Below are 24377 nucleotides of genomic sequence, written 5' to 3' on the forward strand. Positions count from 1 at the left end.
TTTTTTATTAATTTTTAATCTCAATTGTTTTCACTCTCTTTTCAAGATCTATAATGTAAAGCGTCAATTCTTCAATCTTTTGCAACAGCTTCGCATTCATCTCCCCTAAATCAATACCATTGGTTTTTACTTCCACAGCTGATGGAATGCCTGGTAAATGGCCTTTTTCTTTGATGTGCTGTTCTGTTTGCTCGAGGGTTGGAAGCCGATAGTCCTTGGTGAAAACATAATCTGGCCAGTTAGCATTTTCTACTTTGACTTCCTGGGCACGAATGTTTCCGTTAACGGCAAGTTTTGAACTAGGTGTTGTGGTACCTATTCCTAGGTTACCATTGTCCATTAATGTTAATCGGCTTGAACACATGCCGCCAGAACTACAACCAATGTTATCATAAGCCCAAAATTGAAGGCTATTGCCATAGCTACCTGCCATGTTAAAAATAATCCAGCTGCTTGCAACTCCATTTGCAGTCTTTGCAGGATTACGGAGTTCAAGATGCCCACCAATATCTGCTCCTGCTAAAGAACTGATTATTTTTCCAGAAACAAATGCATCGCCAGATGGGGGGAAACTATTTTGAGCATACGATCCAAGCGAAAGAAAAATTAATATTATCCATAAAATGTGCTTCATAACTATTTTTTATTTGAGTTTATTATCAATTTTTTCTGGTCAGCTAATTCTTTCCTTATTGCTTTATTCTCCTTGCTTATTTCTATTAAATGCAATGTTAATTCTTCGATCTTCTGCAACAGCTTCGCATTCATTTCTCCCAGACCAATACCATTAGCCTTTACTTCCGCAGCTGATGGGATGCCAGATAAATGACCTTTTTCTTTAATATGCTGTTCTGTTTGTTGGAGGGTGGGAAGCCGGTAATCTTTGGTGAATACATAGTCTGGCCAGTTGGCGGTTTCTACTTTGATTTCCTGGGCGCGGATCTTGCCATTAACAGCAAGTTTGTACCCTTTGGTATCATATGTACCGATACCTACATCACCTGTATTTGTATGCTTAACCAGCAAGCCATCATATGCAACTGTGCCTTCAGGATGTATGAAAAATAGTTCGGAAAGCCCTAACTCGTTACCGGGTCCTGAAGCATTATAAAATGTATATCTTATTTTGCCAACCGCGGCTCCATTGACTAATGCCATATAACTAAAACCTGAATAGCTAGCTTCTTCTGCAACAGTCACCCATGTATTTGCTCCCTCATGAATGTTATAAATTTCGATTTTAAATTTTATAGGATTATAAAATCTTGTAGTCCAGCCAATCCATGCACCCGCCTGAACATGTGCATTTGGCAAATTCTCGATGAGAACAACGAATGGATTAAGCGGGTCAATAGGACTAGAATACAACGGCTGAAAACTTCCATCAAATAGGTTAGCAAGTGGCAGTGACGTACTGCCACTCTGGCTAACTGAATACCGCTGATCCGAATAGAACAACATATTCTTTTCAAGAGATGTTGTCGATCTGTTAGACGGGGGAATTACTGTTTCTATCTGTCCAAGTACTTTGTCAGAAAAGAAAATCAGCATTATAATGCTAAGTAGCGTGAACTTTAGGCTTGTCTTCATTTTATTGACTTTTAGATTCGAGAGAGCTCATTCGTTTTTCCAGCTTCTGGATTTGTTTATCCTTTTCAATCAAATGCAGTGTCAGTTCTTCAATCTTCTGTAACAGCTTCGAATTCATCTCACCCAGATCAATTCCATTGGCTTTTACTTCCGCAGCTGACGGTATACCGGGTAAATGGCCGTTCTCTTTTATATGTTGTTCCGTTTGTTGAAGGCTTGGGAGTTGGTAATCTTTGGTGAAAACATAATCCGGCCATGGCGAGGCTTCTACTTTAATTTCCTGAGCGCGTATTTTTCCATTGACGGCGAACCTATAACCCTTAGTATCTGTAGTTCCAATCCCGACATTGCCCGCCTGTGTTATCCGCATCACTTCATTATCTGTTGATGAGATATCTGTGTTCAATGCGCTTGCAACCCCAGTATGGAAGGTGATACCATGATAATAATTCAAAGACACATACGATCCTGGATCATCTGGACTAACAAATCTTTGAACCGTATTATTTCCCAGTCCTGCCTTCACATTGTTTCCCAAAATTGTAGATGCACCATTTAAAGATTCAGACAATGTCGCGTACTGAATAAATAAGCCTCTACTTTGCCCATTTATCTTTATACTTCCATCAATAGTGAGCTTTTGTGTTGGATAAATTGTACCAATCCCAACATTGTTTGTAAATCTTACATTTCCAACATCTGAGCTGATAACTAAATTATCTCCATCATGTTGTAGATAACCCACTCTTGATAAATTCCCGGCATTTCTAAAAGATAAGTATGAATTCCCAACTAATCTTAATCCCTCGTTTCCTGTATTTATGGATATTGTGTTAGAAGTTGTACTTCCAATATCTGTAACTTCTTGTAATGATTGCCCCTTGATGTTAGAAGCAATAAAAGATAAAACTAATAGTAAAATAGTATTTTTCATTTGCGTTTCTTTAATTGTTCAATTTCCTTTTGCTGACGGATCAAATGCAATGTCAGTTCCTCTATTTTTTGCACCAGCTTCGCATTCATTTCGCCTAAATCAATGCCATTGGCTTTCACTTCCGCAGCAGATGGGATGCCGGGTAAATGCCCTTTTTCTTTGATGTGTTGTTCCGTTTGTTGAAGGGTTGGAAGTTGGTAATCTCTGGAGAATACATAATCTGGCCATGGAGAGGCTTCTACTTTGATTTCCTGAGCGCGTATTTTTCCGTTTACGGATAGTTTTTCTGTTGGTGCTTCGACTCCAATTCCTAGGTTTCCCTGAAAATAAGACTGAGCAGGTGAGTCACTATAAATTGCATAACTACTAGAGGCACTGGCAACATTATAAATTCTTAAGCCCAAATTCGATGTTGCACCGATTGCAGTAGTAAAAAGGCCTATATTGGTATTAGCCCCGGAACCCGTAGCTTTTCCAACAACACCATAGTTAGTTCCAGTGGTGCGACCAATTTCAACTTCTACACCAACATCATTTTCTGAAACTGCAGTTACTAATCTGAACTTTCTACTACCTGGATTGGTTGTGCCAATTCCTACATTTCCCTGATTAATTGTCAGATATGTATTTGCGCCATCTCCCCAGGATTGTATATTATTATAAGGATCTCTTTCCCACCAACATCTTGTATCAACCTGAGGTGTAAGAAAGGAGATATCAACACTGATCCCGTCATGCAAGCTTGCATTGTACCAACTATTGCCATTCTGCGTGCGATACAACCATTTTTTATTCATAAAGGAATTTTCGGTGGCTCCACCAGCAGATGAAATTTCAACACTATTCCCCTGAAGCGGACCCAGGACCTGCGCCTTCCCAGCCACTGGTAACGCAACAAGTAGGAGCCAAATTATCTTGTTTATAATTTTCATTGTTTTACTTTTTAAGCGCCTGAATTTCAATTTGCTGTCTAGCCAATATTTCCTGTTGACTATTTATTCTTTTATCTTGTTTCAGTAAATACAAGGTGAGCTCTTCTATTTTCTGCAACAGCTTCGCATTCATTTCACCAAGATCAATCCCATTGGTTTTTACTTCCACAGCTGATGGAATGCCAGGTAAATGGCCTTTTTCTTTGATATGTTGCTCTGTTTGCTGAAGCGTTGGAAGTTGATAGTCTTTGGTAAAAACATAGTCTGGCCACGGAAAAGCCTCTACTTTGATTTCCTGGGCGCGGATTTTACCGTTAACAGCTAATTTATACCCTCTTGAATCTGTTGTACCTATACCAACATTCCCCGAAAAATAAGTTTGTTCTGACAGGGCAGATTGTGTTCCAAGTAAAGATTGTATAGATGGCTCATCTCCGTTCACCAAATCCACACGAGGCGCATAAAAATACTGCCTATCACTAACTTCATTGTCATAATACAAATAACTCCTATGATAAGTATTAACTGTAGTTGTGAAGAATTTAAAGTCTGTACAGTCTAAAACCTTGGCTCCTGTTGTTCCATCGTAAATTCCTCCCAGACTAGTTTGAGATGCATCACCACTACCATGGATATACCCCACAAGCAAATACCATTTATTCAGCTCCGGCAAATCACCATACCAGAAATAAGCGTTTGGATGCGCGGTTCCGTCAAGATCAGTTACATTTTCACACCCAAAGTAAGAAGTGCCATTGTGCGAGTTTGTTTTCTTTATCCACACACTGAAACGATACATTTTCGTATGATCAATATCAAAAGGATAACTGTTCCAGCCTCCGTCATCATTTACATTCCCATCAGGTTGCGCTTTCCATACGATAACCCTCTTGCCATGTGGCCCATCTCCCCATTCCCTTATATTTTCTGTAAGTTGACCATTTGTAGTAAAGTGATTTATTGATGCCTGACCAGGGGTCCAACCTTCAAGATTAATTAAATTTTGTGCATTGCTTTCATTTATAAAAAGTATGCTGACAATGCCTAAAAAAAACTTTTTCATAGAACTCTTTTTTTATTTTCAACATTTAGTAGTCTTTGATTCAACTCCTCATTTTTCTTTTTCATCTCGATCAAATGCACAGTCAATTCTTCAATCTTTTGCAAAAGTTTCGCATCCATTTCCCCTAAATTGATCCCGTTAGCTTTTACTTCCGCTGCGGAAGGGATGCCCGGCAAATGACCTTTCTCTTTGATGTGTTGTTCTGTTTGTTGAAGGGTTGGGAGTGGGTAGTCTTTGGTGAAAACGTAATCTGGCCATGGAGAGGCCTCAACCTTGATCTCTTGGGCTCGTATTTTTCCGTTAACGGCAAATCTATAAGATTGTGTATCTGTAGTACCTATTCCTACATTTCTTCCAAAGTAGATATCGCTTGAATAATACAATTGTTCCCTTGGGGCTAGGTAAATGCTGTTAGCTGGAATTGTACCGGATACCATATCACTTGTCCAATTCCCAGAAACTGATTTTAAGATTAGTAGGGAAGCCGAACCTGTAAATGCAGGTAGATAGGCATAAAAATCCCATAACTCTAAGTTAACCTGGACAATTCTAAGGCTGTCAATTACTTTTCTGCCAGTATTATAATAACTCCCTGAAGCGTAAAATCCGGAATTTTCTGAATTACCATTACTTGTCCTAAAATGAATAGAACATTCACCCATTTGATCTGGATTCGCATTATATCCTCCACCAGAAACAATATTTAACTCAGCATCTTCACCTTGCTGTGGTAAATATAGCCTTCCTAGCTTATACCAGCCAGAATTAGAGCCGCTATTGCCAAGATTAAATATTTGTGCATCACTGTTTTTCGCAAAGCAAAGACACAGAAATATCAGTAATGATCTATAAAGTAGGTTCATTTTATTTATTTTTAGTGATTTCAAATTCTAGTTTTTTGAGTCGCTGTTCCTGATTTTTATTAATTGATCTTTCTTCGGAAAGCTCTTTGTCTTTTTTTATTAAGTACAATGTCAATTCTTCAATCTTCTGCAACAGCTTGGCATTCATTTCACCTACATCAATACCATTGACTTTTACTTCCGCAGCTGACGGAATGTCTGGTAAATGACCCTTTTCTTTAATGTGTTGTTCGGTCTGCTGAAGGGTTAGGAGTTGATAGTCCTTACTGAACACATAATCCGGCCAGGGGGATGCTTCAACTTTGATTTCCTGGGCACGGATTTTTCCGTTAACAGCGAGTTTGTAACCTGAGACAGGAATATAATTACCAATCCCAATATTGTTATCGTTTGTAATAAAAATTGGCCAGGAATTGTTGGTACGGTTAAAAATTCCAAAACCATTCGGCTGTGGGTAAAGCTCCCAGGTACTCCCCGCACCTCCAGCCGTAGCGAACTGGACATTATTTGTTCCGTCGTAATTACCGGATAATTTAACATGGCCATTTACATGCAATTTAGCCTGGGGATCGGATGTACCAATACCAACAAAACCATTATGTTTTAGAATAAATTCGTTTTCAACGCTGATCCTTCCATTGCTTGCAATGCTTCGTACGTCTCCACCTCCATCAGGGAGTGTTCCGGTATACAAAGTTGCCGCACGCCATCCGTAGTCATCTAACAACAATGTTAGCGTTGTAACAGCTGCCGTAAAATTCACCTCAATGTAAGCGTTCAGGCCGTCGTCTGTAATCCGGAATCCGGACCAATAAGGTGACTCATCAGAATCTGAATAAATGGAGAGTCCGGCATTGGAACCCCAATCGTGATGCCAATTGACGCTGGTCATGTTGGGGGTATAAGTACCCCCAATAGTGTATAGGCTGATGCGACCAAAGCCCCGGCCATTGTCCCCCTGAATGCTTGCAATTCTTTTCCACCCTGATCCACCTACAGATACATTGGCAGTTTGTTGTGCCAATATCCTGGTATTTGAAAAGATTCCAGTAATCAATATAAATAATAGTATCCTTTTTTTCATTTACTTTATTTTTTGCTTTCCTTTAAACTCTTAATTTCCTTTTGTATTAGGTCATTTTGTTTTTTCATCTCAATCAAATGCAATGTCAATTCTTCAATCTTTTGCAAAAGTTTCGCATCCATTTCCCCTAAGTTGATCCCATTGGCTTTCACTTCTGCAGCTGAGGGAATACCGGGCAAATGCCCTTTTTCTTTTATGTGATTTTCCGTTTCCTGAAGCGTTGGGAGTTGATAGCTCTTAGTGAAAACATAATCCGGCCAGTTAGCGGTTTCTACTTTAACTTCTCTTGCCCTGATATTGCCATTTACTGCAAGTTTTTCATTAGGGTTATTCGTGCCTATTCCTACATTTCCAGAACCATCAACCCTCATTCGCTCATTGCCACCATTGGTAAAGAATGCTATTGGCGAATTTTGCCCAGTGTAAATATTTAATGCCCCAGAACCACCATAAAAACCAGTGGAATTTTCATTGTTTGACCATATATAATTGTCAGAAGCACCCGCTTTAATATTTACTTGAGAAAACTGATTTGCAGTTATACCATCGGTATTTTCAACTTTCAGCATTGTACCGCTACCCACGAGGTGAAACTTAGTTTGCGGATCTAATGTCCCAATTCCTACATTTCCAGCCGTGGTTAAGGTCATTACATCATTCCAATACCCCGCTGTAAAAGTCAGATTATTATTGCTTTCTGTACCAATTTTCCCATTATACCCAGCATGAGCATACATGCCGACCTTAACACCACTATTTTCCGTAACTAAAAATTTGGCGTGCTGTAGTCCATTTAGTTGAAGTACTTTATTCCAGCTCTGCGTGTTATCAATAGTCGAGGTACCAATTCCAACATTTCCTGTAACAGGATCTTCATACACCTGAGCCTTAATTATAATCGTTGTGAATAGCATACAGCAGGTGAGCACTACTTTGATTATTTTCATCCTTATATTTTTAGCGGTTTTCAATTTTATTAAGGCGTTCTTCTAACATTTTAATTCTCTGCGCTCTTTCCACCTCTTTCTTCTCCTGATTCTTTAATCGCTGCTGATTTTCAGCGTTCTTTTTACTCTCGTGAATCAAATGAAGTGTCAATTCTTCTATCTTCTGCAACAGCTTCGCATTCATTTCTCCTAAATCAATACCATTTGCTTTAACTTCTGCGGCTGATGGTATACCGGGTAAATGGCCCTTTTCATTGATGTGTTGTTCTGTTTGTTGAAGGGTTGGAAGTGGATAATCTTTGGTAAAAACATAATCCGGCCAGGGGGAAGCTTCTACTTTAATTTCCTGGGCTCTGATTTTGCCGTTAACGGCAAGTTTGTACCCTCTTGTTTCAAGTGTTCCAATACCTATATCTCCAGATGTAACTCTCAATCCTGCACCCTGAACATCAACATAACTTTTTCCATATGAAACTCCAGGATCTAATATTATACCGGTATCCCATGACAGTCTTAGTTGTTGATAATTAGGGGCCGCCCATGTACCAGCGGTTCTGTGTATTCCATAAACTAAAGAATTAGGACTATACCAGGTAATTCCATCAGTATTATCGTTAGTTAAATTATTGAAACTAATTTTTGCAGTAGGGTTGGTATTCCCAATCCCTATGTTTCCAATGAAATTATGGGCAGGTGCTTCATAATTTAACCTCGAATCGTAACCAAATATTGCTCTTTGTGGACCGCCACCCAAATGATTAAAAAACTCTAAATAGCCGTAACCAGCCTGTTTTTCCCAAATCTGTAAGCCATGTGCGCCATCTCCTGCTTTAATTACAACAGGCATGTTAGTCCCTGTTTGAATAATCCGTCCATTATCGTAAGCAGTTTGTAGAGTTTGGGTATGAACAGCTTTGTGTAATAGTAAAACAATAAATATTGCAAATACCTTTTTCATCTTAGTTATTCTTTAGCTTGTTTATTTCCTTCTCCTGAGCACTTAGCCTTTTGTTTTGTTCAATCAAATGCAAAGTCAGCTCTTCAATCTTTTGCAACAGCTTCGCATTCATTTCTCCTAAATCAATTCCATTGGCTTTTACTTCCGCAGCTGAGGGGATACCTGGCAAATGGCCTTTTTCTTTGATGTGTTGTTCAGTCTGCTGAAGGGGTAGGAGTTGGTAATCCTTAGTGAAAACATAATCTGGCCAGTTGGCGGTTTCAACTTTAATTTCGTGGGCCCTGATTTTCCCATTTACAGAAAGTTTTTCCTTAGGAGTTGTTGTCCCTATCCCTACGTTGCCATTAGATAAGAAATTCATTAAGTATCCATAACCAGACTGATATACCCACCACGATCCACCACCGGTATTATTTACACCTGTTTGCCAAATGCCATAGCTTGTGGTGGAATATGTAATATTTGTCTCTTGTTCAGGCCCCGTGTCACTTAACTTCAATCTTAAGCCATTGCCTCGAATTTCTAGATTTGCAGAAGGTGTGCTTGTTCCAATCCCGACATTGCCGTCATGATTAATCCGCATTGCCAAAATTCCATTAGGTCCGATATCGTAGTTTGCCCCATCGTTAGTATTGTTCACGTAGAAATCCAATAATCCTCCGGCTACAGAACGGCCGGCAACGATTCGATTGCTTCCATTATTTCCCAGCTGCAGCCCTGCCCACCTTAATGAGCCATAATGGTTATTTGTCCCATCATAATCAAAACGTATCTCTCGATTGCCCTGACCTATATGAAGTTTAGCCGCAGGCGACTGAGTTCCAACTCCAACATTCCCGTTAGCAGGATCCTCGTAAACCTGAGCATTAAGGGCAAAGGCAATCGATACCAGGCCCCAGGTTAGCAATAATCTGGTTGTTCTCATGTGTATGCTTTAATGGTTCTCAATTTTATTAAGACGGTCTTGAAGTATTTGGATCTTTTGTTCTTGTGCTGCATTTTTCTTCTCCTGATTTTTCCGGCCTTCATCGTTTCTTTTGTTTTGCTCTATCAAATGCAATGTCAGTTCTTCAATCTTCTGCAACAGCTTCGCATTCATTTCTCCTAAGTCAATCCCATTCGTTTTCACTTCCGCAGCAGAGGGAATACCTGGCAAATGCCCTTTTTCTTTAATGTGTTGTTCAGTTTGCTGAAGCGTTGGAAGTTGATAGTCTTTGGTAAAAACATAATCCGGCCATGGAGAAGCCTCTACTTTGATTTCCTGGGCGCGGATTTTTCCGTTTACAGCGAGTTTGTAGCCCTGGAAATTATTAGTGCCAACTCCAAGATTGCCATCCACTACAATATCTTTATATGGGGTTGCCTCATGAATTTGTGAAGTTGTACCGGAAGGCATTTCTCCTTCGGTAAATGTCCATCCACTATAGTAGTTGTAAGTATGATCTCCAATATCAGTAGCAGACACTGAATAATTGGACCAATACACTGAATTATTTGAAACCTCTATTCTAATAAATGGAGAGCCATTTTTTATGTAAGTTCCAAGTCTTATTCTTGAAGGTTTTTGATAGCCTAAGTCACTATGCCACTGCGACCAATAAAAATTGCCTTGATAATGATACCATCCAATGGTAATTTTCATTGCTTTATTTGCGGCACCATACATATAGCCGGTAATTTGTATCTGAGGTGCTGCATAATCAGCTGCTGGTATATTGGTGTTGATGTAGAAATAGCCAGGGCTGGAATCCAGGGACGGGATTTTTAGAACATTTATAAATGCACCATTTCCTCCGATTATTCCCGAAGAATGAAGATCTCCGGCAACTGTAAGCAGACTTCCCGGGCTTAAAGTCCCAATACCAACATTTCCGCTCGTAGGAAACGTATTCTGCCCAAATGAAACACCAGCAAATGCCCCGAGCATTGCAGTAAGTAAAAATCTTTTCATATTATCTGGTTTTGTTATTCTGTCACAACCAAACAATATTAAAAAAGCAAAGGGCAACCAGCTTGCCCTTTACTTTTTTTTGAAAATAAATTTTAACCTACTTCTTTAATGCAAAAAACCTTGTTCCAATACTTGAAACAAGGTTTTTTATTTTCATTTGCTGGCTTTGCCCGGTCAGCACCGAAATTTGCGGGGCTAAAAAGTGTACCACCCCCCGCGTGATCGGCTACCTCAAGGTACTTAGCGCTTATCCCACCATACTTTAGAAAGGAACGAGTCCCCGTTAGTTAAACGGCCCACCGCAGCATTGTAATTACTGGTATTCAGCTGAGATTCCCGGGTTGAGTAAATCGCCCTGCGCGGGATCTGCCCGTTGGTAGAGCCCAGGTTGCTGCCAGGGGTTAAAGCGGGTAAACCGTTTCTTCTCCATTCTGCAAAGGCTTCATAATTTCTGCCGAAAAGATGGATCCACTTCTGGGTCATGATCCTGTCCAGCTTCTGTGCATCGTTAAGCCCGGTAAAGGAAAGCACGGCAGTATCGTAAGCCGGAGGAATGGTAGTGATGTTGTAGGGTGGCAATTGCAGCGCAGCAGCCACTCCTGCTTTAAAGAAACCTTCGGCTGCTGTAGTTTGCGCACCCCAGCCCAGCAATGCGGCTTCGGCTTTGAAAAAGCAAACCTCTGCATAAGTCAGCGCATAAGCCGGAATAGGTGTAAAAGTACGGCTAAACCAGGTACTCAGCGAAGCCGTTGAGTAATTATTCCGGATCACCTGCGACAATTGTGCATCAGTTAATGCCACACCAAGACCTACATAGTCAGGCTGCCCGGCGTTTACATTGTTTACCGTTAGTTGTGCCAATAATGGCAGGCGCGGATCGTTATAGGTTTTCAGCTTGGTTACCAATGCAGCGGCAAGGTACCTCAGATCGGAACTGCCTGCAAGAAACTGCTGCAGCATAGGATTGGCATTTGTAGTTTGTGCATCGCTAAAAGTTGGCACTGCGGCATTGTCCGTATTTGAACTGAACAGCAAAGCGGGTTTGCCCATTGCCGATTCAACAGTTGCCCTTGCCAGTGTAGGGTTTGCATAACGCAGCCTTAAGCCCAGGCGGAGTTTTAAAGAATTGGCATATTTACGCCAGGAGTTGATGGCTGTAGCCCCTTTATAAAAGAAATCTGCAGTGCCATAATTCTCGTCCGTATCGTTCAGGTTGTTCATCGCCACATCCAGATCAGCAATCAGCGAGGTATAAATGCTTTCCTGGGTATCAAATGCCGGCGTAACATTAATGGCTGTTGCATCTTTGGAAACCTCTGAATAAGGAATGTCGCCAAAAAGATCGGTAAGGCGTTGCCAGATGCTGATCTCATAGATCCGGGCAATGGCCAGCTTTGTTCTTCCGGATGGGTCATTTTCCTTTCCTGCCAGTTCCAGGCGGATCTGCCGGAGGTCGCGGATCAGGCTGTAATGCTGTTCCCATATCAGATCTTCCGATGATTCGATGTACCGGGACACGGGAACCACCGCCGCACCAGCCCAATGCTGTACCCATGAACCAAATTTATTATTGGGCAGCTCGCCACCCTCGGCAAAAGTACCGTCCTTCTGTACCCTGGAGAACAACAGTGCCGGATCAATAGAGGTAATGGAAGTGGGCGGTGTATTCAGGTTTTCAAAATCTTTGGTACAGGCGCTAAAACCAATAGCGATGGCTAAACTGTACAGGCTTATTTTGATGATATTTTTCGTTTTCATAATTTCTAATGCTAATGGTCAGGTTAAAATCCAATACTCAGGTTAAATCCGATGTTTCTAAGCATAGGCAAGGAGGTAGACTCGATACCAATGGAAGAATTGGAGGTGTTAAAAGAGGCCGACTCTGGGGAGAACCCATCTGTTTTACGCTGAAAGTAAAACAGGTTGCGTCCGTAAACACCAATTGACGCATTGCGGATTTTATTGCGCGGTAAAAATTTGGTAGGGATCTGGTAACGCAGGCTCAGTTCGCGCATGGCGATATAGCTGCCGTCGTTCAGCATCTCTTCAGATACCATTACCTCTTTATCACTGGCCACTACATTCCAATAGTCCTGCGCTTTAACGGTTTTGGTATTGGCCACTCCTGTACCGCTCCAGCTGCCATCGGCATTTTTTACAGCCACTACACCTGTTGCCAGGTAAGAACCATCCCTGCCTGCCAGGGTCTTTTTCGTGGTTCCGTAAATGATCTCTTCACGGTTACTCTGAGAAAAGATCATCCCGCCCTGGCGGATATCTATCAAAGCATTTAAAGTGATGCCTTTATAAGTAAACGAGTTGAAAAATCCGCCCAGCCAATCTGGCTGCGCATTGCCTATGGTTTCCTGCACCCGGCTGGTAGTGGTTAAGGGCAGGCCGGTATTCGGATCAATCAAACGGTTGCCGTTCGCATCCTTTAACCAGGCAAACTGGGTACCGATCAGCTGTCCGAAAGGTTTGCCCACTTCGGCCACCACGTTGATCCCCCTGTCCGATCCCAGTAAAAAGGTTTCTACACCAGGGTACAGCGACATTACTTTATTGGAGTTCTTGTTGTAGTTAAAGGTCGTTTTCCAGGTAAAACCCGATGCCGTTTTTATCGGAGTTGCATTTAAAGAAAGTTCAATACCCCGGTTGCGGATTTCGCCGGCATTGATCCGCATCACGGTAAACAAGCTGGAAGGCGATATTGGCACATCCAGGATCTGGTCTTTGGTAGCAGCCTGGTACAGGGTAAAGCCCATACCTACACGGCCCGACCACAATTCCAGGTCTACACCAACCTCTATGGAAGTGGTGAGCTCATTGGTCAGGTTCTTATCCGGAAGGATCGTGGTAAAAGAACCCAGCGGAACACCGCCATGGGTAAACTGGCTTAAACTATAGGTACCTGTTAACTGGTAAGGATTTCCGGAGCTGCCCGCCTGTGCCCAGGAACCCCTGACTTTAAGGTAATTGACTACACTGCTTTTAAAATTGAGCGCTTCGGAAGCGATGAAGCTGGCACTTACAGAAGGGTAGAAAAAGGAATTGTTCTCTTTGGAAAGCGTAGAAGACCAGTCGTTACGGGCCGAAAGATCAAGGTACAGGAAGTCTTTATAGGAAACCTGTCCGGAACTGTACACGGAATTGATTTCTGACTCCGTTAAACCGAAGATATAGGAGTTGGTGAGGGTATTGTTGATCACATACAGGTTTGGTACGATAAACTGGCTGCCCGAATTACCGGTTTGGCGCAGGTAACGGCTCAAATGGCTGGCACCCACATTGATGGTAAAGCCGAGGCCGTTTTCCAGCTTAAAGTTGCTGTTTAACAGGGCATCGTAGTTGTCTTCCCTAACCCGGATAACTGTTTCGCTCATGTCGCCTTTGCGGTTCAGGCTCTGGTAGGTATTTACTGCACGATAACGCAGGCGCTGGTCGGTATAAAAATCAGTACCTCCTGTAGCGGTCAGTTTTAACCAGGGTGTAAAATCATAAGATAGCCTGAGCAATCCGATCACACGGTCCCTGCGGTCGGTATTTTTAGTTTCATTGATGGTCCAGTACGGATTGGCAGTGGAACTGTTGGTGGCATAGGTTTTTTCCAATCCTGCAAAAATACCGGTATAGCCCAGTTGTTTAGCCACATCATTTGCAGTCCATTTGTATTGCGACATGATATCCATAGGGATACTCCTTGGCTGGCTGATCAGCAGATAGGCCGGGTTGTCAGAAGCATCTGACAAGGTAGGCCTGTTGGTACCATCCTGCATAATGTAGTTCAGCTTGGCGTCAAGGTTAAATTTATCGGTAATTTTAGCCTGGGTACGCAGGTTAAAGTTGTTCCTGTTGATCACATTGGTAGGTACGTAGCCATCGATATAGGTATTGGCATAAGACAGCCTGTAGTTTACCTTTTCATTGCCACCCTCTACACTCAGGTTATTGGTGTATTGTTTTTCCGTCTGAAAAAATGCAGAATAGGTATTTGCCTGCGGGGTAAGGGAAAGCAGGTTTCCCCATTGGTCTTCATAGCTCTGCCCTTCCATTTTTGGCCCCCAGCTGGAACGGGTAAGGCGGTCCCGGCCGGCACTCATTTTCGGTGTGCCCTGAATGCCCCCGGCAATGGCCTGGGCCATGGTAATGATCGTTCCGTCTGCCCTTCTCAAATGGGTAAAGTCGCCATTTAGTCCCTGTGCATATTCGTTTTGAAAATCGGGGGCAACCAGTGTATTGCCCAACGAAAAATCGCTGTTAAACTGGATATTCATCCCTTTTCCTGCCGTTCCGGCTTTGGTAGTGATCAGAATTACACCATTGCTTCCCCGTTGCCCATATAATGCTGCGGCATTTGGTCCTTTCAGTACCGAAATGGTGGCGATATCATCCGGGTTGATGTTAGAAATACCATCCCCGTAATCGGTACCGCCGGTGCTGGTAGCCGAGCCTACGGTCTGGTTATCGATCGGAACCCCATCTACCACGTACAGGGGCTGGCTGTTCCCGATCAGTGAGTTGTTGCCCCGGATGATCACTTTGGATGAGCCTCCGGATCCGGAAGCTGCCCTGCTTACCTGTACACCGGAAACTTTTCCGGACAAGGAATTGGCCACATTGGCTTCTGCGCCCTGTGTGAGTTCATTTCCTTTTAATTCGGCCATGCTGTAGCCCAGCGCTCTTTTGTTGCGCTTGATACCCAGGGCGGTGACTACTACTTCGCCCAAAGCGGAGGCATCTTCATCCAATACCACCGCGATGGAGATCTTATCCGTAAGGCTGATGGTATAATCCGTCATCACTTTTGGCTTAAACCCTACTGAAGTAATGGTAATGGTGTAATTGTTGCCTGCAGGTATACCGCCGATGGAGAATATCCCCTGGGCGTTGGTACTGGTGCCGGCCCTGAAATTGGTGGTTTTGTTTTCTATTTTTACAGAAACTCCCGGTAGCAAAGCGCCCTGGGCATCCTTTACGATTCCTGTTGCTGTTGCACCGGTTTGTGCAAACCCTGTACCATTACAGCAGAGCAAAAAACAACAGCACAGTACGATCCTGTGAAAAACTTGCCTGGTTTTTAATAAAAATTGGTCCATAGTTTAGTTGGTTAGGTGAATGAATTGGTTAATTATTGGTCTGATTGCTTTTCAGGATATAGGTACTATCCCTTCTTTCTATATTCAAGTGGTTCAATAGTGCAATTTCATTTAATACAAGTGCCACGGTATGGGCACTCCGCTTAAAGGAGCCTGTAAAATACATGCCTGCAACCTGGGCCTTATCGAATTCGATGACGGCAGAAAAATCGCTTTGTAAAACACGGAAGATTTTATCCAGGGGCTGGTTGCGGAACGAAATTTCAGTTGCGTTGAGCTCTGTTTGCCCTTTTGGTGCCATGAGTTTACGGCCCGGAGCCTGCAGCCCGGCTTTTTTGATCAGGGTAAGCGCGAAATTTGTTTTGTTGATCAGCAGTTTATTGCCGGGAAGCAGGTAGGTTTTTTTCATGCGGCTGGCGTTTGTACTGCTATCGGCACTAACTACGACCTTGCCGCTGTGCAGCAGCACACTCACCCTGTTGCCCTCTTCCTGCGAAGAAATGGTGAAATCGGTGCCCAATGCAGTAGTTACCGTACCGCCTGCATATACGTTAAAAGGGCGCATTTTATCCGCAGCTACTTTAAACCTTGCGATACCTTTCAGCGTAAAATCCCGTTTTTGTTTGCTCAGCTGTTCCAGATAGCGGATTTCGCCGCCCGGCTTTAAATAAATGATGGAGCCATCGGCAATGTTCAGCTTCATGTCTTCCCTGCCGTAATTGATCTTAACCAGTGTATAAGCTGTTGCCGGCTTGTTTTGCAATTGAACAGGCTGATCTGTGCCCCTGCCGAGCCACCATCCCAGGCCCAGGATGAGCAGCAGGGATGCTGCCACTGAAAGCACCCGTACAAGTGTGGTTCTGCCCTGCTTGATTGCTGTCTGTTTAAGGATGGCCTGCAGCAAAGTTTCCTTTTTATCAGCAGGCATTACGGACAGCGCTTCCATATCCTGCCATAGTTGTTCCGGAAAGAGTTCATCCAGCTTTTGAGGATGCGTTTCCAGGTATTTAACTACCTCCAGGGCTTCTTCCTCTGTGCATTGGTTGCGAAAAAACCTTTCCAAAAGTGTATTATCCATCTTCATATGCTGATAATACGCCCGGGACCGGGCCATCCCCCAATGAGATTTTATTTATTTAGAAAAAATGTTCAATACAAGGCCAGTAAGATCATCAATAGCGTAAAGCGACGCAGGTATTTCAGGGCCAGGCCAATATGGTTTTCAACCGTTTTTGGGGAAATGCCCAGCTTTTCGGCGATCTGCTGATGGGAGAGGTGCTCACGACGGCTCATCAGGAATACCTGTTTCCTGATGGCAGGCATCGCTTCTATTGCCTTGTTGATTAATTCCAGGGTTTCTTTGTTCTCGAAATTATCCTCTATAAAATTTTCGGCTTTCTTTTGCTGCAGCTCATCGGCATAGCGGCGGGCACGTGCGGCCTTTCTCAGTTCGTCGATAAAAATAGTTCTCGACATCCGGAACAGCTGAACATTAAGCGCATACTCCGTAGAAAGACTTGTTCTTCTTTCCCACAGGCGAACAAAAACCTGCTGTACAACCTCATCCGCTATTGCTTCAGATCCGCATTGCCGGAATATAAAAGTGTATATTTTTTCACTCCACAAGTGATATGCCTGCTCAAACGATTTTACGCTGCCATTTTTGATGGAAAGGACGTCGTTCATTAAATGGAGATTAATAAGGCCACACGCATAATTTGCAACTTATTCTCTCAACAAAGAAATTTGTTTTTAATTTATTTCGATAATAAACAAAACGGCGAGGGTATGAACTGATCAGACCGTTGGTTCATGGAGGGGCATTGTAGGTGCTACTGAGCTAAAATTGCTTTTTACAAACAGCAATTTTTACATAAATTGCTTTATAAATAAAGCAATTTATCGTATTTTTGTTAAATAGAATAAGTAGTATGGAAAATCTATTCGAAAAATCTTATCAAAAGTTATTGCGGGTACCCACAAAGTTTAAACGATACCTGGCAGATGAAATTGATTGGAGCAGTCGCCTGATTGGCATAAAAGGCGCCCGGGGTGCAGGAAAGACAACTTTAATGCTACAATATGCAAAGTTACATTTGCCTCAGGGTAAAGAGACCTTATATACCAGCTTAGATAGTCTATATTTTACAGACAATACCCTGGTTAATCTCGCCGATCAGTTTGTAATGCAGGGGGGCAAATTCCTCTTACTGGATGAAGTACATAGGTATGCAAACTGGTCTCAGGAAATTAAAAATATCTATGACGACCAGCCAGATCTGAAGATCATATTTACAGGCTCGTCAATTATGCACCTCAATAAAGCCAAAGGCGACCTGAGCAGGCGGGCGGTAATGTACGAACTTGCCGGACTTTCGTTTCGGGAATACCTCAATTATACACAGGATACTACATTTGAAGCAATCGGTTTCAGCGAGCTGATCAGTAACCATACCGCCATAGCAATGGATCTGGTAACAAAGATGCGTCCTTATGAACATTTTGGCAATTACCTTAAATACGGTCACTATCCCTATTTTTTGGAGAACATTAATCTATACCCTCAAAAACTGGCCGAAACCATATCCCTCGCCATTGGCATAGATCTTCCGGCTTTTCACGACATCAGTTATAAGAGTATTGAAAAAATCCGGTTATTGCTGCACATTATTGCAGAGTCTGTTCCCTTTAAGCCTAACATTTCAAAACTTAGCGAACGCATTGACATTAGCCGGAACAACCTGGTTCAGTACATTAAATACCTGGAAGACATGCGGATCATAAGAGGCCTATATCCGGATACCAAGGGAATAGGGTTGCTGCAAAAACCTGAAAAAATTTACCTGCACCATCCAAACCTGCAATACGCACTGGCCGATGAACAAAGTGATGTTGGTAATATGCGGGAGAGTTTCTTCATCAATCAGGTTGGTAAACTTGGGCCTATTACTTACACAGCCGAAGGTGATTTCGCATTCAAAAACTATACTTTTGAAATTGGCGGAAAGAATAAGACAAACAAGCAGGTAAAACACCTTGAAAATTCTTTTGTAGCAGCGGATGAGATCGAGATTGGGCATCAGCATAAAATTCCTTTGTGGTTGTTTGGGTTTTTGTATTAGTGGGATTTCCTGAAAATAAACAGCATCTATCTCAATCAAGAGCCAGGATTATTTTTGCCGATCAGAGAACAAGGAACCTTTTACATTACACAACAGTCATTGTTGCGCTAAAGGAGGACAACCAAAATATAACTTAAATGCTTTTTGATTCCCATTTCTAGTGACAAAAACTGTATCCGTACCTTTTCTTTTAACAACTTCATCCCCCCGGGTAAGGTAACTAAAGAAGCTAGAGGTGTCTACACCAAGAACTAGTGTCCGATTATTTAACCTGACAGTTTTAGAATTATGGTTAAGATCATCGAAATATTTGCTTTCAACATTGCCCTTAATATACACCTCCTTAAACTCTGTTAACTTGTCACATGCTAAAGCCTGACTCAATTTCTCGTCATTGAAGTAAATCAGCAAAGCAACAGTTACTATTATTAAAAATGAAACAAATACTTTTATATAATATTTCATAGACATCTAGTTGTGGTTCTCGACCAGGACATAATAATAATATTTATGCAGCCTATTGATTAAAGCTTGTTATCTAATTAATCGACAGGTTAAGTATTTGCAAGATATACAACAAAATACAAGAATAGACCAACGGTGATTATGACATTCAAATCAATAAGGTCTTACCTTAAATTACTTTTATTAGCATGTTAGGGTTGAGGTCGTATACCACCTGGTAATTTCAACTATTTTTACAACTTTCCAAACATTTTTTTCAAGTCCGTTGTAAATTCTATAACATCAAAATCCTGTAGCTTATATTTTTCAATAATTGATGGGACTTCTTTAATGATTTTACCTGCGACAATTCTGTTCCTTTCTTCCTGATCTATTTGCTTAAAAAGCAATAAATCAAGCATAATGTCTAAATAAATACTTTTCTCTTTTTTTGAATGCCTTATTCGTTGTTTTAAATTAAGCGCGGGTTCCTGACACATTAAAACAATTATGATTCCTTCGACTGAACATCCGTAATTCTTTTCGTTAAAAAAACGTCTATAACCTAAATTATTTAATGCAAATAAAACTGCATCTATTTTTGCTTCCCAATCGGCGTCGCACAGTATGTTTAATTTCATTGTTACCTTATTATTTTATTTCCTGGAGGCAAGAAGCTAGTGTTAAATTTAAAATTCAAAATCTTCATTTTTTCCAATTGCAATGATTCCTTTAAAGTTCCAGAAAATTCTTTAGAATAAAACACTCCATATTCAAGCCTGCAAACGAAGGCATCGGTGCTAAATTGTTAAATTCAAATGTCGCTTGACGAGTAAAGGTATATTGTTTAAGTGCGAAAGTTCTTTCAATTCCTGTAATAAATCTTCCTCAGTATTAACTAAACGAACCTTTTGGACTAATTTTTCAAGTAAGATTTTCTTTAATTCGCTTGTTCTGCTCTCTTTGGATACCTTGCTTTCAAGATCTAATAACTCTTTAATTCTCGTATTTTCGCGGTCATCTAAAGAACCTAAGCCACTAAATATGTGCATAGTTAGTCCATTTAAAGGAATTGCATTTAAGATGTATCCGAAATTGACGTAAAAACTATTACTAAATTGTGATTTTTGAAGGTTTACCATTTTAGTAATCTCAATACCATTCAGAACCCAATAGTTTCCTTTTTTCTTAAATCCAACTGGGACAAGCATTTCACTCAAAATACTTGCTAGTTCTTTTTTTTCCATTGAAAATTTACTTTTAATAATGGTCTAAAATTATATTCCAAGTGCCACCATAAGTCTCCTCAAAAAGAGCTTTGCCTAACTTTATTCACTACGGTTATCGATACCATAACCATTTACTTACACGGCCGAAGGCGATTTTGCATTCAAAAACTACACTTTTGAAATCGGCGGAAAAAATAAGACAAACAAGCAGGTAAAACACCTTGAAAATTCTTTTGTAGCAGCGGATGAGGTCGAGATTGGGCACCAGCATAAAATCCCTTTATGGTTGTTTGGGTTTTTGTATTAGTGAGATGAAAGGCGACCTTATAATCCATTGTCAAATTCTATAATCATGCCACCAATAGCATAATCCAACTCCAGACTATCAACTACCGTCCTGGCTAACAGACCTTTCATTTGCGATAAATTATAAAAATTATATTTCTTTAAAATCCCCAAGACCCAATGAATATCATCTCGTTGCTTATCTAGCGGATCTAACTGTTCTAATTTGTTTGTTAGAAATCTTTCTAGATCTCCTTTTCTCCTGTTAAAATTTTCTTCGGTCATAACTTTCTTAAGTTCTTTAAATGTGGTATATACATCTGATAATTTCCACCTGTATATATTCCACCTTGTGACGCAGCTCTACCGTAAATATAGACAGAACCTGGTTTAACTTGAAATTGGGATATGCCACTCATGTCATTCCATGCTTTCGGCAAGGCCAGGCCTGCTCTATTAGTAGTTTCAGTAAATGTTGGAAATAAGTAATGACCTGTTTGTTTACCGGCACCACCATAAAACCTTAATCCAAATGTACTATTACCTGCTGTTTTCAATGAAATAGTTTGAACTCTAAAACTTTCCAGGATTTGTTTCCGATATACTCTAGCAACACCCAATTCTTGTAAGTAAGTAGATGCCGCTCTTACTCCACTAAAAGAAGAAGATGCCACTTTTGTAGCTGCTCCTCCAAAGGAGGCTAAGGTACCCATCTGAGCAAAAAAGCTAATACCAGCTAATACACCTCCTGCAATATTTCCTTGTCTTCCAGCTTTTGTAGCCGCACCTATGGCGCCAAATGGCGTAAAAACAATAAGGGCTCCAGCCATTTTTTGTGCCAGGCTACCAAATGAAGAAACATTTCTGCCAGCACCTCCACTTTCTGGGTATCTACCTCCATGGCTAAAATATTCTTTCATCAACTGTTTTCTCAAAGTGAGAAAATGCTGTCTATACAATTCATCTGACTGCGCAATGGGTCCATATTTACCTGCAGCTGCGTCGCTTCGATAGAACATCAGTTGATAGCCCCTAGCTATAGCTTTTTCCTGATCCCGGGTAGGATCATTTCCATCCGGATCTATAAAATTAACTGGATTATTGACTGCATAATTATATGTAGAAAGATCATAATATTTTTCAGACATTTTATCTATAACATTCCATCGGGCAATCACCGGATCGTAGAACCGTGCGCCGTAATCATATTGCCCACCTTCACCTGTTGAGCTTAATTCATCTTGTATCTCCTTTCCATTATAAAGATATTTATTATTCAAAGAAATAGGTGAACCTGATTTTCGTTTTCCAAAGGCATAGTAGTCATCACTTTGCAATCGCTGTATTGCTCCCGTACTCGGGTGCTTGTTGAAAGTGTACCTTACATTTCCCAGATAATCTGTTAAATTATACTCATAACTGTAGGTTCCCCCATTATTTCTCGCCACCCCTTCTTCAGTATGGATTACATCAATGTTATTACCTACATATTCTATTCCTGAAATATATTGTGTCGTAATGCCATTGCTTATTTTGCTCAGCTTATCCCCTGTTGCATCGTAAGTATATGCAACGTCAACTCCGCTTTTTGTTATTGTAAGTGGAAGGTTTAGCAGATTGTAGGCTATGGTTACCCCACTTCTACCATCTGTTGTGGCATTACCGTTCAGGTCATATACATAAGTGCCAGTAGTCAGCGGACCACTAATGCTGTTCAACCGGTTACCCGTATAGCTGTAATTACTGATGCCATTGCCATCCCTATTCATTGAGATGATATTACCCATTACATCATAAGTTAGTGCCTCGCTGATCATAATTCCAGTACTGGTGCCACTAGTTAATCGATTTAATTTATCGTAGCCATAATTAAAAACATTTGGAAAAGAAGAAGCCACACCCCATTCCTGATTGGCGACATTTCCATTATGCTGAGGAACTGACCCGTCCTCATATTTTAATCTAAAACTAAGTTCGTTAGAAACATTATCTTTCAGCCAACCACGTTCATTATATGCATATTGAGTGCTTTGAAGAAAGCTTAAGCCGTTATCTGTACTATGTAGTTCCTTACTTGTCAATTGCCCTATTTCATTATAGCTATGTCTGCTCAATATGATGTCCGTACCGTCATTAATTTTCTGTTTAACTATTTTCTTTCGGCCAAAATTATCATATTCATAAGAATTAAGGATAGTTGTTGTTAATCCGTTTGCAGAATGGGTACGCGTACTGACTTTCAACTCATCTGCAAAATTCCATGTATTTACAACTTCATCTGATCCACCAAATACATTCTGATTGCTTGTTCTTAATACTTTTCCATCTTCATCATAATAGGTAGTACCAAGCATCATTGTACTCATCTTTGCTGTGTTATTATTTAATACATTAACTTTACTTCCGGTAGGTAAGCTTTTTACAGCAGAACTTTCGCCACCTCCTGGACCAGAATGTGTGTTTCCAAAGAAAACATAGTCATCATAATAGTTGATCGTATAATAGTGCATAACATCATTATCAGAGGGTAAAGTGTTATTGGTATACCCCGTTCCAGTTGCGTTACTATTTAAATCGTCCCGGATTTCCCATAACGTTGTTTGTCCATTTATATTGGCTTGCCAATCTGGCCTGCCTGTAGTACTATTAATAATTCCAGTAATAATTGCTCTACCAAGTGCATCATATTTTACAAAGGCCCACTTGCCATTGCTTCTTTGAACAGCATCTCTTGTTAACACAACCTGATCGATCTTATTATAAACTATATCTTCCCAGCCTTTCCCTGGTATTTTCTTTTCTACTACTCTTTGGTTACCGTCAAAATGATAAGCATAAATATATTTATCAAAAACCTGTTGCGTTTCATCAAAGCTATAGATCTCAGAGATTCCGTTTTCATTTACCGCTGGCGGCAATACATAACGTGTATTACCAAATTTATCGTAAACATAATACGTAGATAAACTTATGGAATCCGTTTCCCATATTCTTTTAAGAACAATTCGACCATTAAAATCCTTAAACTCTTCCTGCGTTCCAGATTTTCCATTCGCTGGAGTCCAATTTTCATCTTTTAGTATAGTTTTATGTAGCTTTCCAGAAAGATATGTCCCCGACGAAGCACTGCCGTTATTTACCGTCCACAGTTTCACTTCATTCGCGGCATTGGTTAAGTGCTCGGTTTTCATAGTATGTCCTGTATTACTCCCTGGTATTGGCTGCCATGCATCTCCCGAAAATCCCTCTTCCGTTATGCGATCTAATGGTGAGGCTTCAAATACTGTGACAGAGTAAGGTGTATTCATATCTTTATATCCATGTCCACTTAATGAATAAAATGACTTTTGCGCACTATTAGCATATCCGACACTGCCCTTTAAGGCATTTGAACGAAAGCTCCCTGCTACACCTTCAGAGTCCGTGTAAGGAAGATATTTTATGGATTCTCTACCAAAGACATCATATGCATACGGCTGAATTATATCCCGAGATTCCGGGCTACCCTGGGTGGTCACATTTTGTACCGGCCTTCCCAAACCGTCAAAATATTGTACAGCTTGGTTTACTTCGCAATTGCTTCTCGAACTGTCAATATTTGACATTTTAACACCTGGCATTTTAAATAAACGCGTACTTATATAATTCTGATTAATACTGGGCACCCCGGCAAATGGAATACATTGTACAGGCCCTGTTGTAAAAATATGGACACTATTACCTGCTGGAATGTAAAATCCATCGGTTAAAGTAATGCTGCCACTTGCTTTGATCTCATTTTGATTATTGTACACGTTTAGTGTAATATGCTGAGCAAATGATGTTACAGAGCATAGGAAACTTAACAAAATGATTATATAATATTTTTTCATATTAAAC

Annotated in this window: 21 protein-coding genes; 1 reads left to right on the forward strand and 20 read right to left on the reverse strand. The window is 41.0% G+C overall.

The genetic code is table 11. The features are described 5' to 3' along the window. Positions 1-7: 7 nt before the first annotated feature. From R2Q85_RS03245 to R2Q85_RS03315, 15 genes are all read right to left on the reverse strand, one after another. Positions 8-634: a hypothetical protein gene (locus R2Q85_RS03245; protein WP_316810314.1), complete on the reverse strand. Its 627-nt coding sequence runs from the start codon at positions 632-634 to the stop codon at positions 8-10. 2 nt (positions 635-636) lie between these two features. Further along, a complete protein-coding gene (locus R2Q85_RS03250; RefSeq protein WP_316810315.1) occupies positions 637-1590 on the reverse strand; it encodes a hypothetical protein in 954 nt (317 codons plus the stop codon). 1 nt (position 1591) lies between these two features. After that, positions 1592-2524, reverse strand: coding sequence for a hypothetical protein (locus R2Q85_RS03255; RefSeq protein ID WP_316810316.1), 933 nt, complete (start codon positions 2522-2524; stop codon positions 1592-1594). Further along, positions 2521-3456, reverse strand: coding sequence for a hypothetical protein (locus R2Q85_RS03260; RefSeq protein WP_316810317.1), 936 nt, complete (start codon positions 3454-3456; stop codon positions 2521-2523). The genes R2Q85_RS03255 and R2Q85_RS03260 overlap by 4 nt, the downstream gene beginning before the upstream one ends. Before the next feature lie 4 nt (positions 3457-3460). Next, positions 3461-4519 carry a hypothetical protein gene (locus tag R2Q85_RS03265; protein WP_316810318.1) on the reverse strand — a complete coding sequence of 353 codons (1059 nt, stop codon included), beginning with the start codon at positions 4517-4519 and terminating at the stop codon, positions 3461-3463. Then, a complete protein-coding gene (locus R2Q85_RS03270; RefSeq protein WP_316810319.1) occupies positions 4516-5406 on the reverse strand; it encodes a hypothetical protein in 891 nt (296 codons plus the stop codon). Before R2Q85_RS03270 ends, R2Q85_RS03265 begins: the two co-directional genes overlap by 4 nt. Then, positions 5384-6466, reverse strand: coding sequence for a hypothetical protein (locus R2Q85_RS03275; protein WP_316810320.1), 1083 nt, complete (start codon positions 6464-6466; stop codon positions 5384-5386). The genes R2Q85_RS03270 and R2Q85_RS03275 overlap by 23 nt, the downstream gene beginning before the upstream one ends. A 5-nt stretch (positions 6467-6471) precedes the next feature. After that, positions 6472-7413 carry a hypothetical protein gene (locus R2Q85_RS03280; protein ID WP_316810321.1) on the reverse strand — a complete coding sequence of 314 codons (942 nt, stop codon included), beginning with the start codon at positions 7411-7413 and terminating at the stop codon, positions 6472-6474. A gap of 10 nt (positions 7414-7423) precedes the next feature. Then, on the reverse strand, positions 7424-8371 hold the full coding sequence (locus R2Q85_RS03285; RefSeq protein WP_316810322.1) for a hypothetical protein: 948 nt from the start codon (positions 8369-8371) through the stop codon (positions 7424-7426). Position 8372: 1 nt separating this feature from the next. Beyond that, positions 8373-9296: a hypothetical protein gene (locus R2Q85_RS03290; RefSeq protein WP_316810323.1), complete on the reverse strand. Its 924-nt coding sequence runs from the start codon at positions 9294-9296 to the stop codon at positions 8373-8375. Between the two features lie 9 nt (positions 9297-9305). Further along, positions 9306-10322 (reverse strand): hypothetical protein, encoded by a 1017-nt coding sequence (locus R2Q85_RS03295; protein WP_316810324.1) that lies wholly within the window; start codon positions 10320-10322, stop codon positions 9306-9308. Between the two features lie 240 nt (positions 10323-10562). Beyond that, positions 10563-12080, reverse strand: coding sequence for a SusD/RagB family nutrient-binding outer membrane lipoprotein (locus R2Q85_RS03300; protein ID WP_316810325.1), 1518 nt, complete (start codon positions 12078-12080; stop codon positions 10563-10565). Positions 12081-12103: 23 nt separating this feature from the next. After that, positions 12104-15418 (reverse strand): SusC/RagA family TonB-linked outer membrane protein, encoded by a 3315-nt coding sequence (locus R2Q85_RS03305; RefSeq protein WP_316810326.1) that lies wholly within the window; start codon positions 15416-15418, stop codon positions 12104-12106. 28 nt (positions 15419-15446) lie between these two features. After that, positions 15447-16496: a FecR family protein gene (locus tag R2Q85_RS03310; RefSeq protein WP_316810327.1), complete on the reverse strand. Its 1050-nt coding sequence runs from the start codon at positions 16494-16496 to the stop codon at positions 15447-15449. A gap of 71 nt (positions 16497-16567) precedes the next feature. Further along, positions 16568-17104: an RNA polymerase sigma-70 factor gene (locus R2Q85_RS03315; protein ID WP_316810328.1), complete on the reverse strand. Its 537-nt coding sequence runs from the start codon at positions 17102-17104 to the stop codon at positions 16568-16570. A gap of 245 nt (positions 17105-17349) precedes the next feature. Here R2Q85_RS03315 and R2Q85_RS03320 point away from each other — a divergent pair, with 245 nt between their 5' ends. Next, positions 17350-18540, forward strand: coding sequence for an ATP-binding protein (locus R2Q85_RS03320; RefSeq protein WP_316810329.1), 1191 nt, complete (start codon positions 17350-17352; stop codon positions 18538-18540). Positions 18541-18636: 96 nt separating this feature from the next. Here the strand turns inward: R2Q85_RS03320 and R2Q85_RS03325 are convergent, their stop codons facing one another. The 5 genes from R2Q85_RS03325 to R2Q85_RS03345 all read right to left on the reverse strand — a co-directional run bounded on the left by R2Q85_RS03325 (position 18637) and on the right by R2Q85_RS03345 (position 24370). Beyond that, on the reverse strand, positions 18637-19005 hold the full coding sequence (locus tag R2Q85_RS03325; protein ID WP_316810330.1) for a hypothetical protein: 369 nt from the start codon (positions 19003-19005) through the stop codon (positions 18637-18639). 233 nt (positions 19006-19238) lie between these two features. Then, complete coding sequence (locus R2Q85_RS03330) at positions 19239-19625, reverse strand: hypothetical protein (RefSeq protein WP_316810331.1); 387 nt, start codon at positions 19623-19625, stop codon at positions 19239-19241. A 159-nt stretch (positions 19626-19784) separates the two neighbouring features. Further along, positions 19785-20231 carry a DUF4304 domain-containing protein gene (locus R2Q85_RS03335; RefSeq protein WP_316810332.1) on the reverse strand — a complete coding sequence of 149 codons (447 nt, stop codon included), beginning with the start codon at positions 20229-20231 and terminating at the stop codon, positions 19785-19787. Between the two features lie 306 nt (positions 20232-20537). Next, positions 20538-20783 carry a hypothetical protein gene (locus R2Q85_RS03340; protein ID WP_316810333.1) on the reverse strand — a complete coding sequence of 82 codons (246 nt, stop codon included), beginning with the start codon at positions 20781-20783 and terminating at the stop codon, positions 20538-20540. Then, positions 20780-24370, reverse strand: coding sequence for a DUF6443 domain-containing protein (locus R2Q85_RS03345; protein ID WP_316810334.1), 3591 nt, complete (start codon positions 24368-24370; stop codon positions 20780-20782). The genes R2Q85_RS03340 and R2Q85_RS03345 overlap by 4 nt, the downstream gene beginning before the upstream one ends. Positions 24371-24377 lie beyond the last annotated feature (7 nt).

It is taken from the genome of Pedobacter heparinus (genome assembly GCF_032678725.1).
In the GTDB taxonomy this organism is placed as follows: domain Bacteria; phylum Bacteroidota; class Bacteroidia; order Sphingobacteriales; family Sphingobacteriaceae; genus Pedobacter; species Pedobacter heparinus_A.

Coding starts and splice junctions, on each gene's coding strand:
- R2Q85_RS03245 (WP_316810314.1), bottom strand. CDS start 634: ATGAAGCACATTTTATGGATAATATTAATTTTTCTTTCGCTTGGATCG.
- R2Q85_RS03250 (WP_316810315.1), bottom strand. CDS start 1,590: ATGAAGACAAGCCTAAAGTTCACGCTACTTAGCATTATAATGCTGATT.
- R2Q85_RS03255 (WP_316810316.1), bottom strand. CDS start 2,524: ATGAAAAATACTATTTTACTATTAGTTTTATCTTTTATTGCTTCTAAC.
- R2Q85_RS03260 (WP_316810317.1), bottom strand. CDS start 3,456: ATGAAAATTATAAACAAGATAATTTGGCTCCTACTTGTTGCGTTACCA.
- R2Q85_RS03265 (WP_316810318.1), bottom strand. CDS start 4,519: ATGAAAAAGTTTTTTTTAGGCATTGTCAGCATACTTTTTATAAATGAA.
- R2Q85_RS03275 (WP_316810320.1), bottom strand. CDS start 6,466: ATGAAAAAAAGGATACTATTATTTATATTGATTACTGGAATCTTTTCA.
- R2Q85_RS03280 (WP_316810321.1), bottom strand. CDS start 7,413: ATGAAAATAATCAAAGTAGTGCTCACCTGCTGTATGCTATTCACAACG.
- R2Q85_RS03285 (WP_316810322.1), bottom strand. CDS start 8,371: ATGAAAAAGGTATTTGCAATATTTATTGTTTTACTATTACACAAAGCT.
- R2Q85_RS03290 (WP_316810323.1), bottom strand. CDS start 9,296: ATGAGAACAACCAGATTATTGCTAACCTGGGGCCTGGTATCGATTGCC.
- R2Q85_RS03295 (WP_316810324.1), bottom strand. CDS start 10,322: ATGAAAAGATTTTTACTTACTGCAATGCTCGGGGCATTTGCTGGTGTT.
- R2Q85_RS03300 (WP_316810325.1), bottom strand. CDS start 12,080: ATGAAAACGAAAAATATCATCAAAATAAGCCTGTACAGTTTAGCCATC.
- R2Q85_RS03305 (WP_316810326.1), bottom strand. CDS start 15,418: ATGGACCAATTTTTATTAAAAACCAGGCAAGTTTTTCACAGGATCGTA.
- R2Q85_RS03310 (WP_316810327.1), bottom strand. CDS start 16,496: ATGGATAATACACTTTTGGAAAGGTTTTTTCGCAACCAATGCACAGAG.
- R2Q85_RS03315 (WP_316810328.1), bottom strand. CDS start 17,104: ATGAACGACGTCCTTTCCATCAAAAATGGCAGCGTAAAATCGTTTGAG.
- R2Q85_RS03320 (WP_316810329.1), top strand. CDS start 17,350: ATGGAAAATCTATTCGAAAAATCTTATCAAAAGTTATTGCGGGTACCC.
- R2Q85_RS03325 (WP_316810330.1), bottom strand. CDS start 19,005: ATGAAATATTATATAAAAGTATTTGTTTCATTTTTAATAATAGTAACT.
- R2Q85_RS03330 (WP_316810331.1), bottom strand. CDS start 19,625: ATGAAATTAAACATACTGTGCGACGCCGATTGGGAAGCAAAAATAGAT.
- R2Q85_RS03335 (WP_316810332.1), bottom strand. CDS start 20,231: ATGGAAAAAAAAGAACTAGCAAGTATTTTGAGTGAAATGCTTGTCCCA.
- R2Q85_RS03340 (WP_316810333.1), bottom strand. CDS start 20,783: ATGACCGAAGAAAATTTTAACAGGAGAAAAGGAGATCTAGAAAGATTT.
- R2Q85_RS03345 (WP_316810334.1), bottom strand. CDS start 24,370: ATGAAAAAATATTATATAATCATTTTGTTAAGTTTCCTATGCTCTGTA.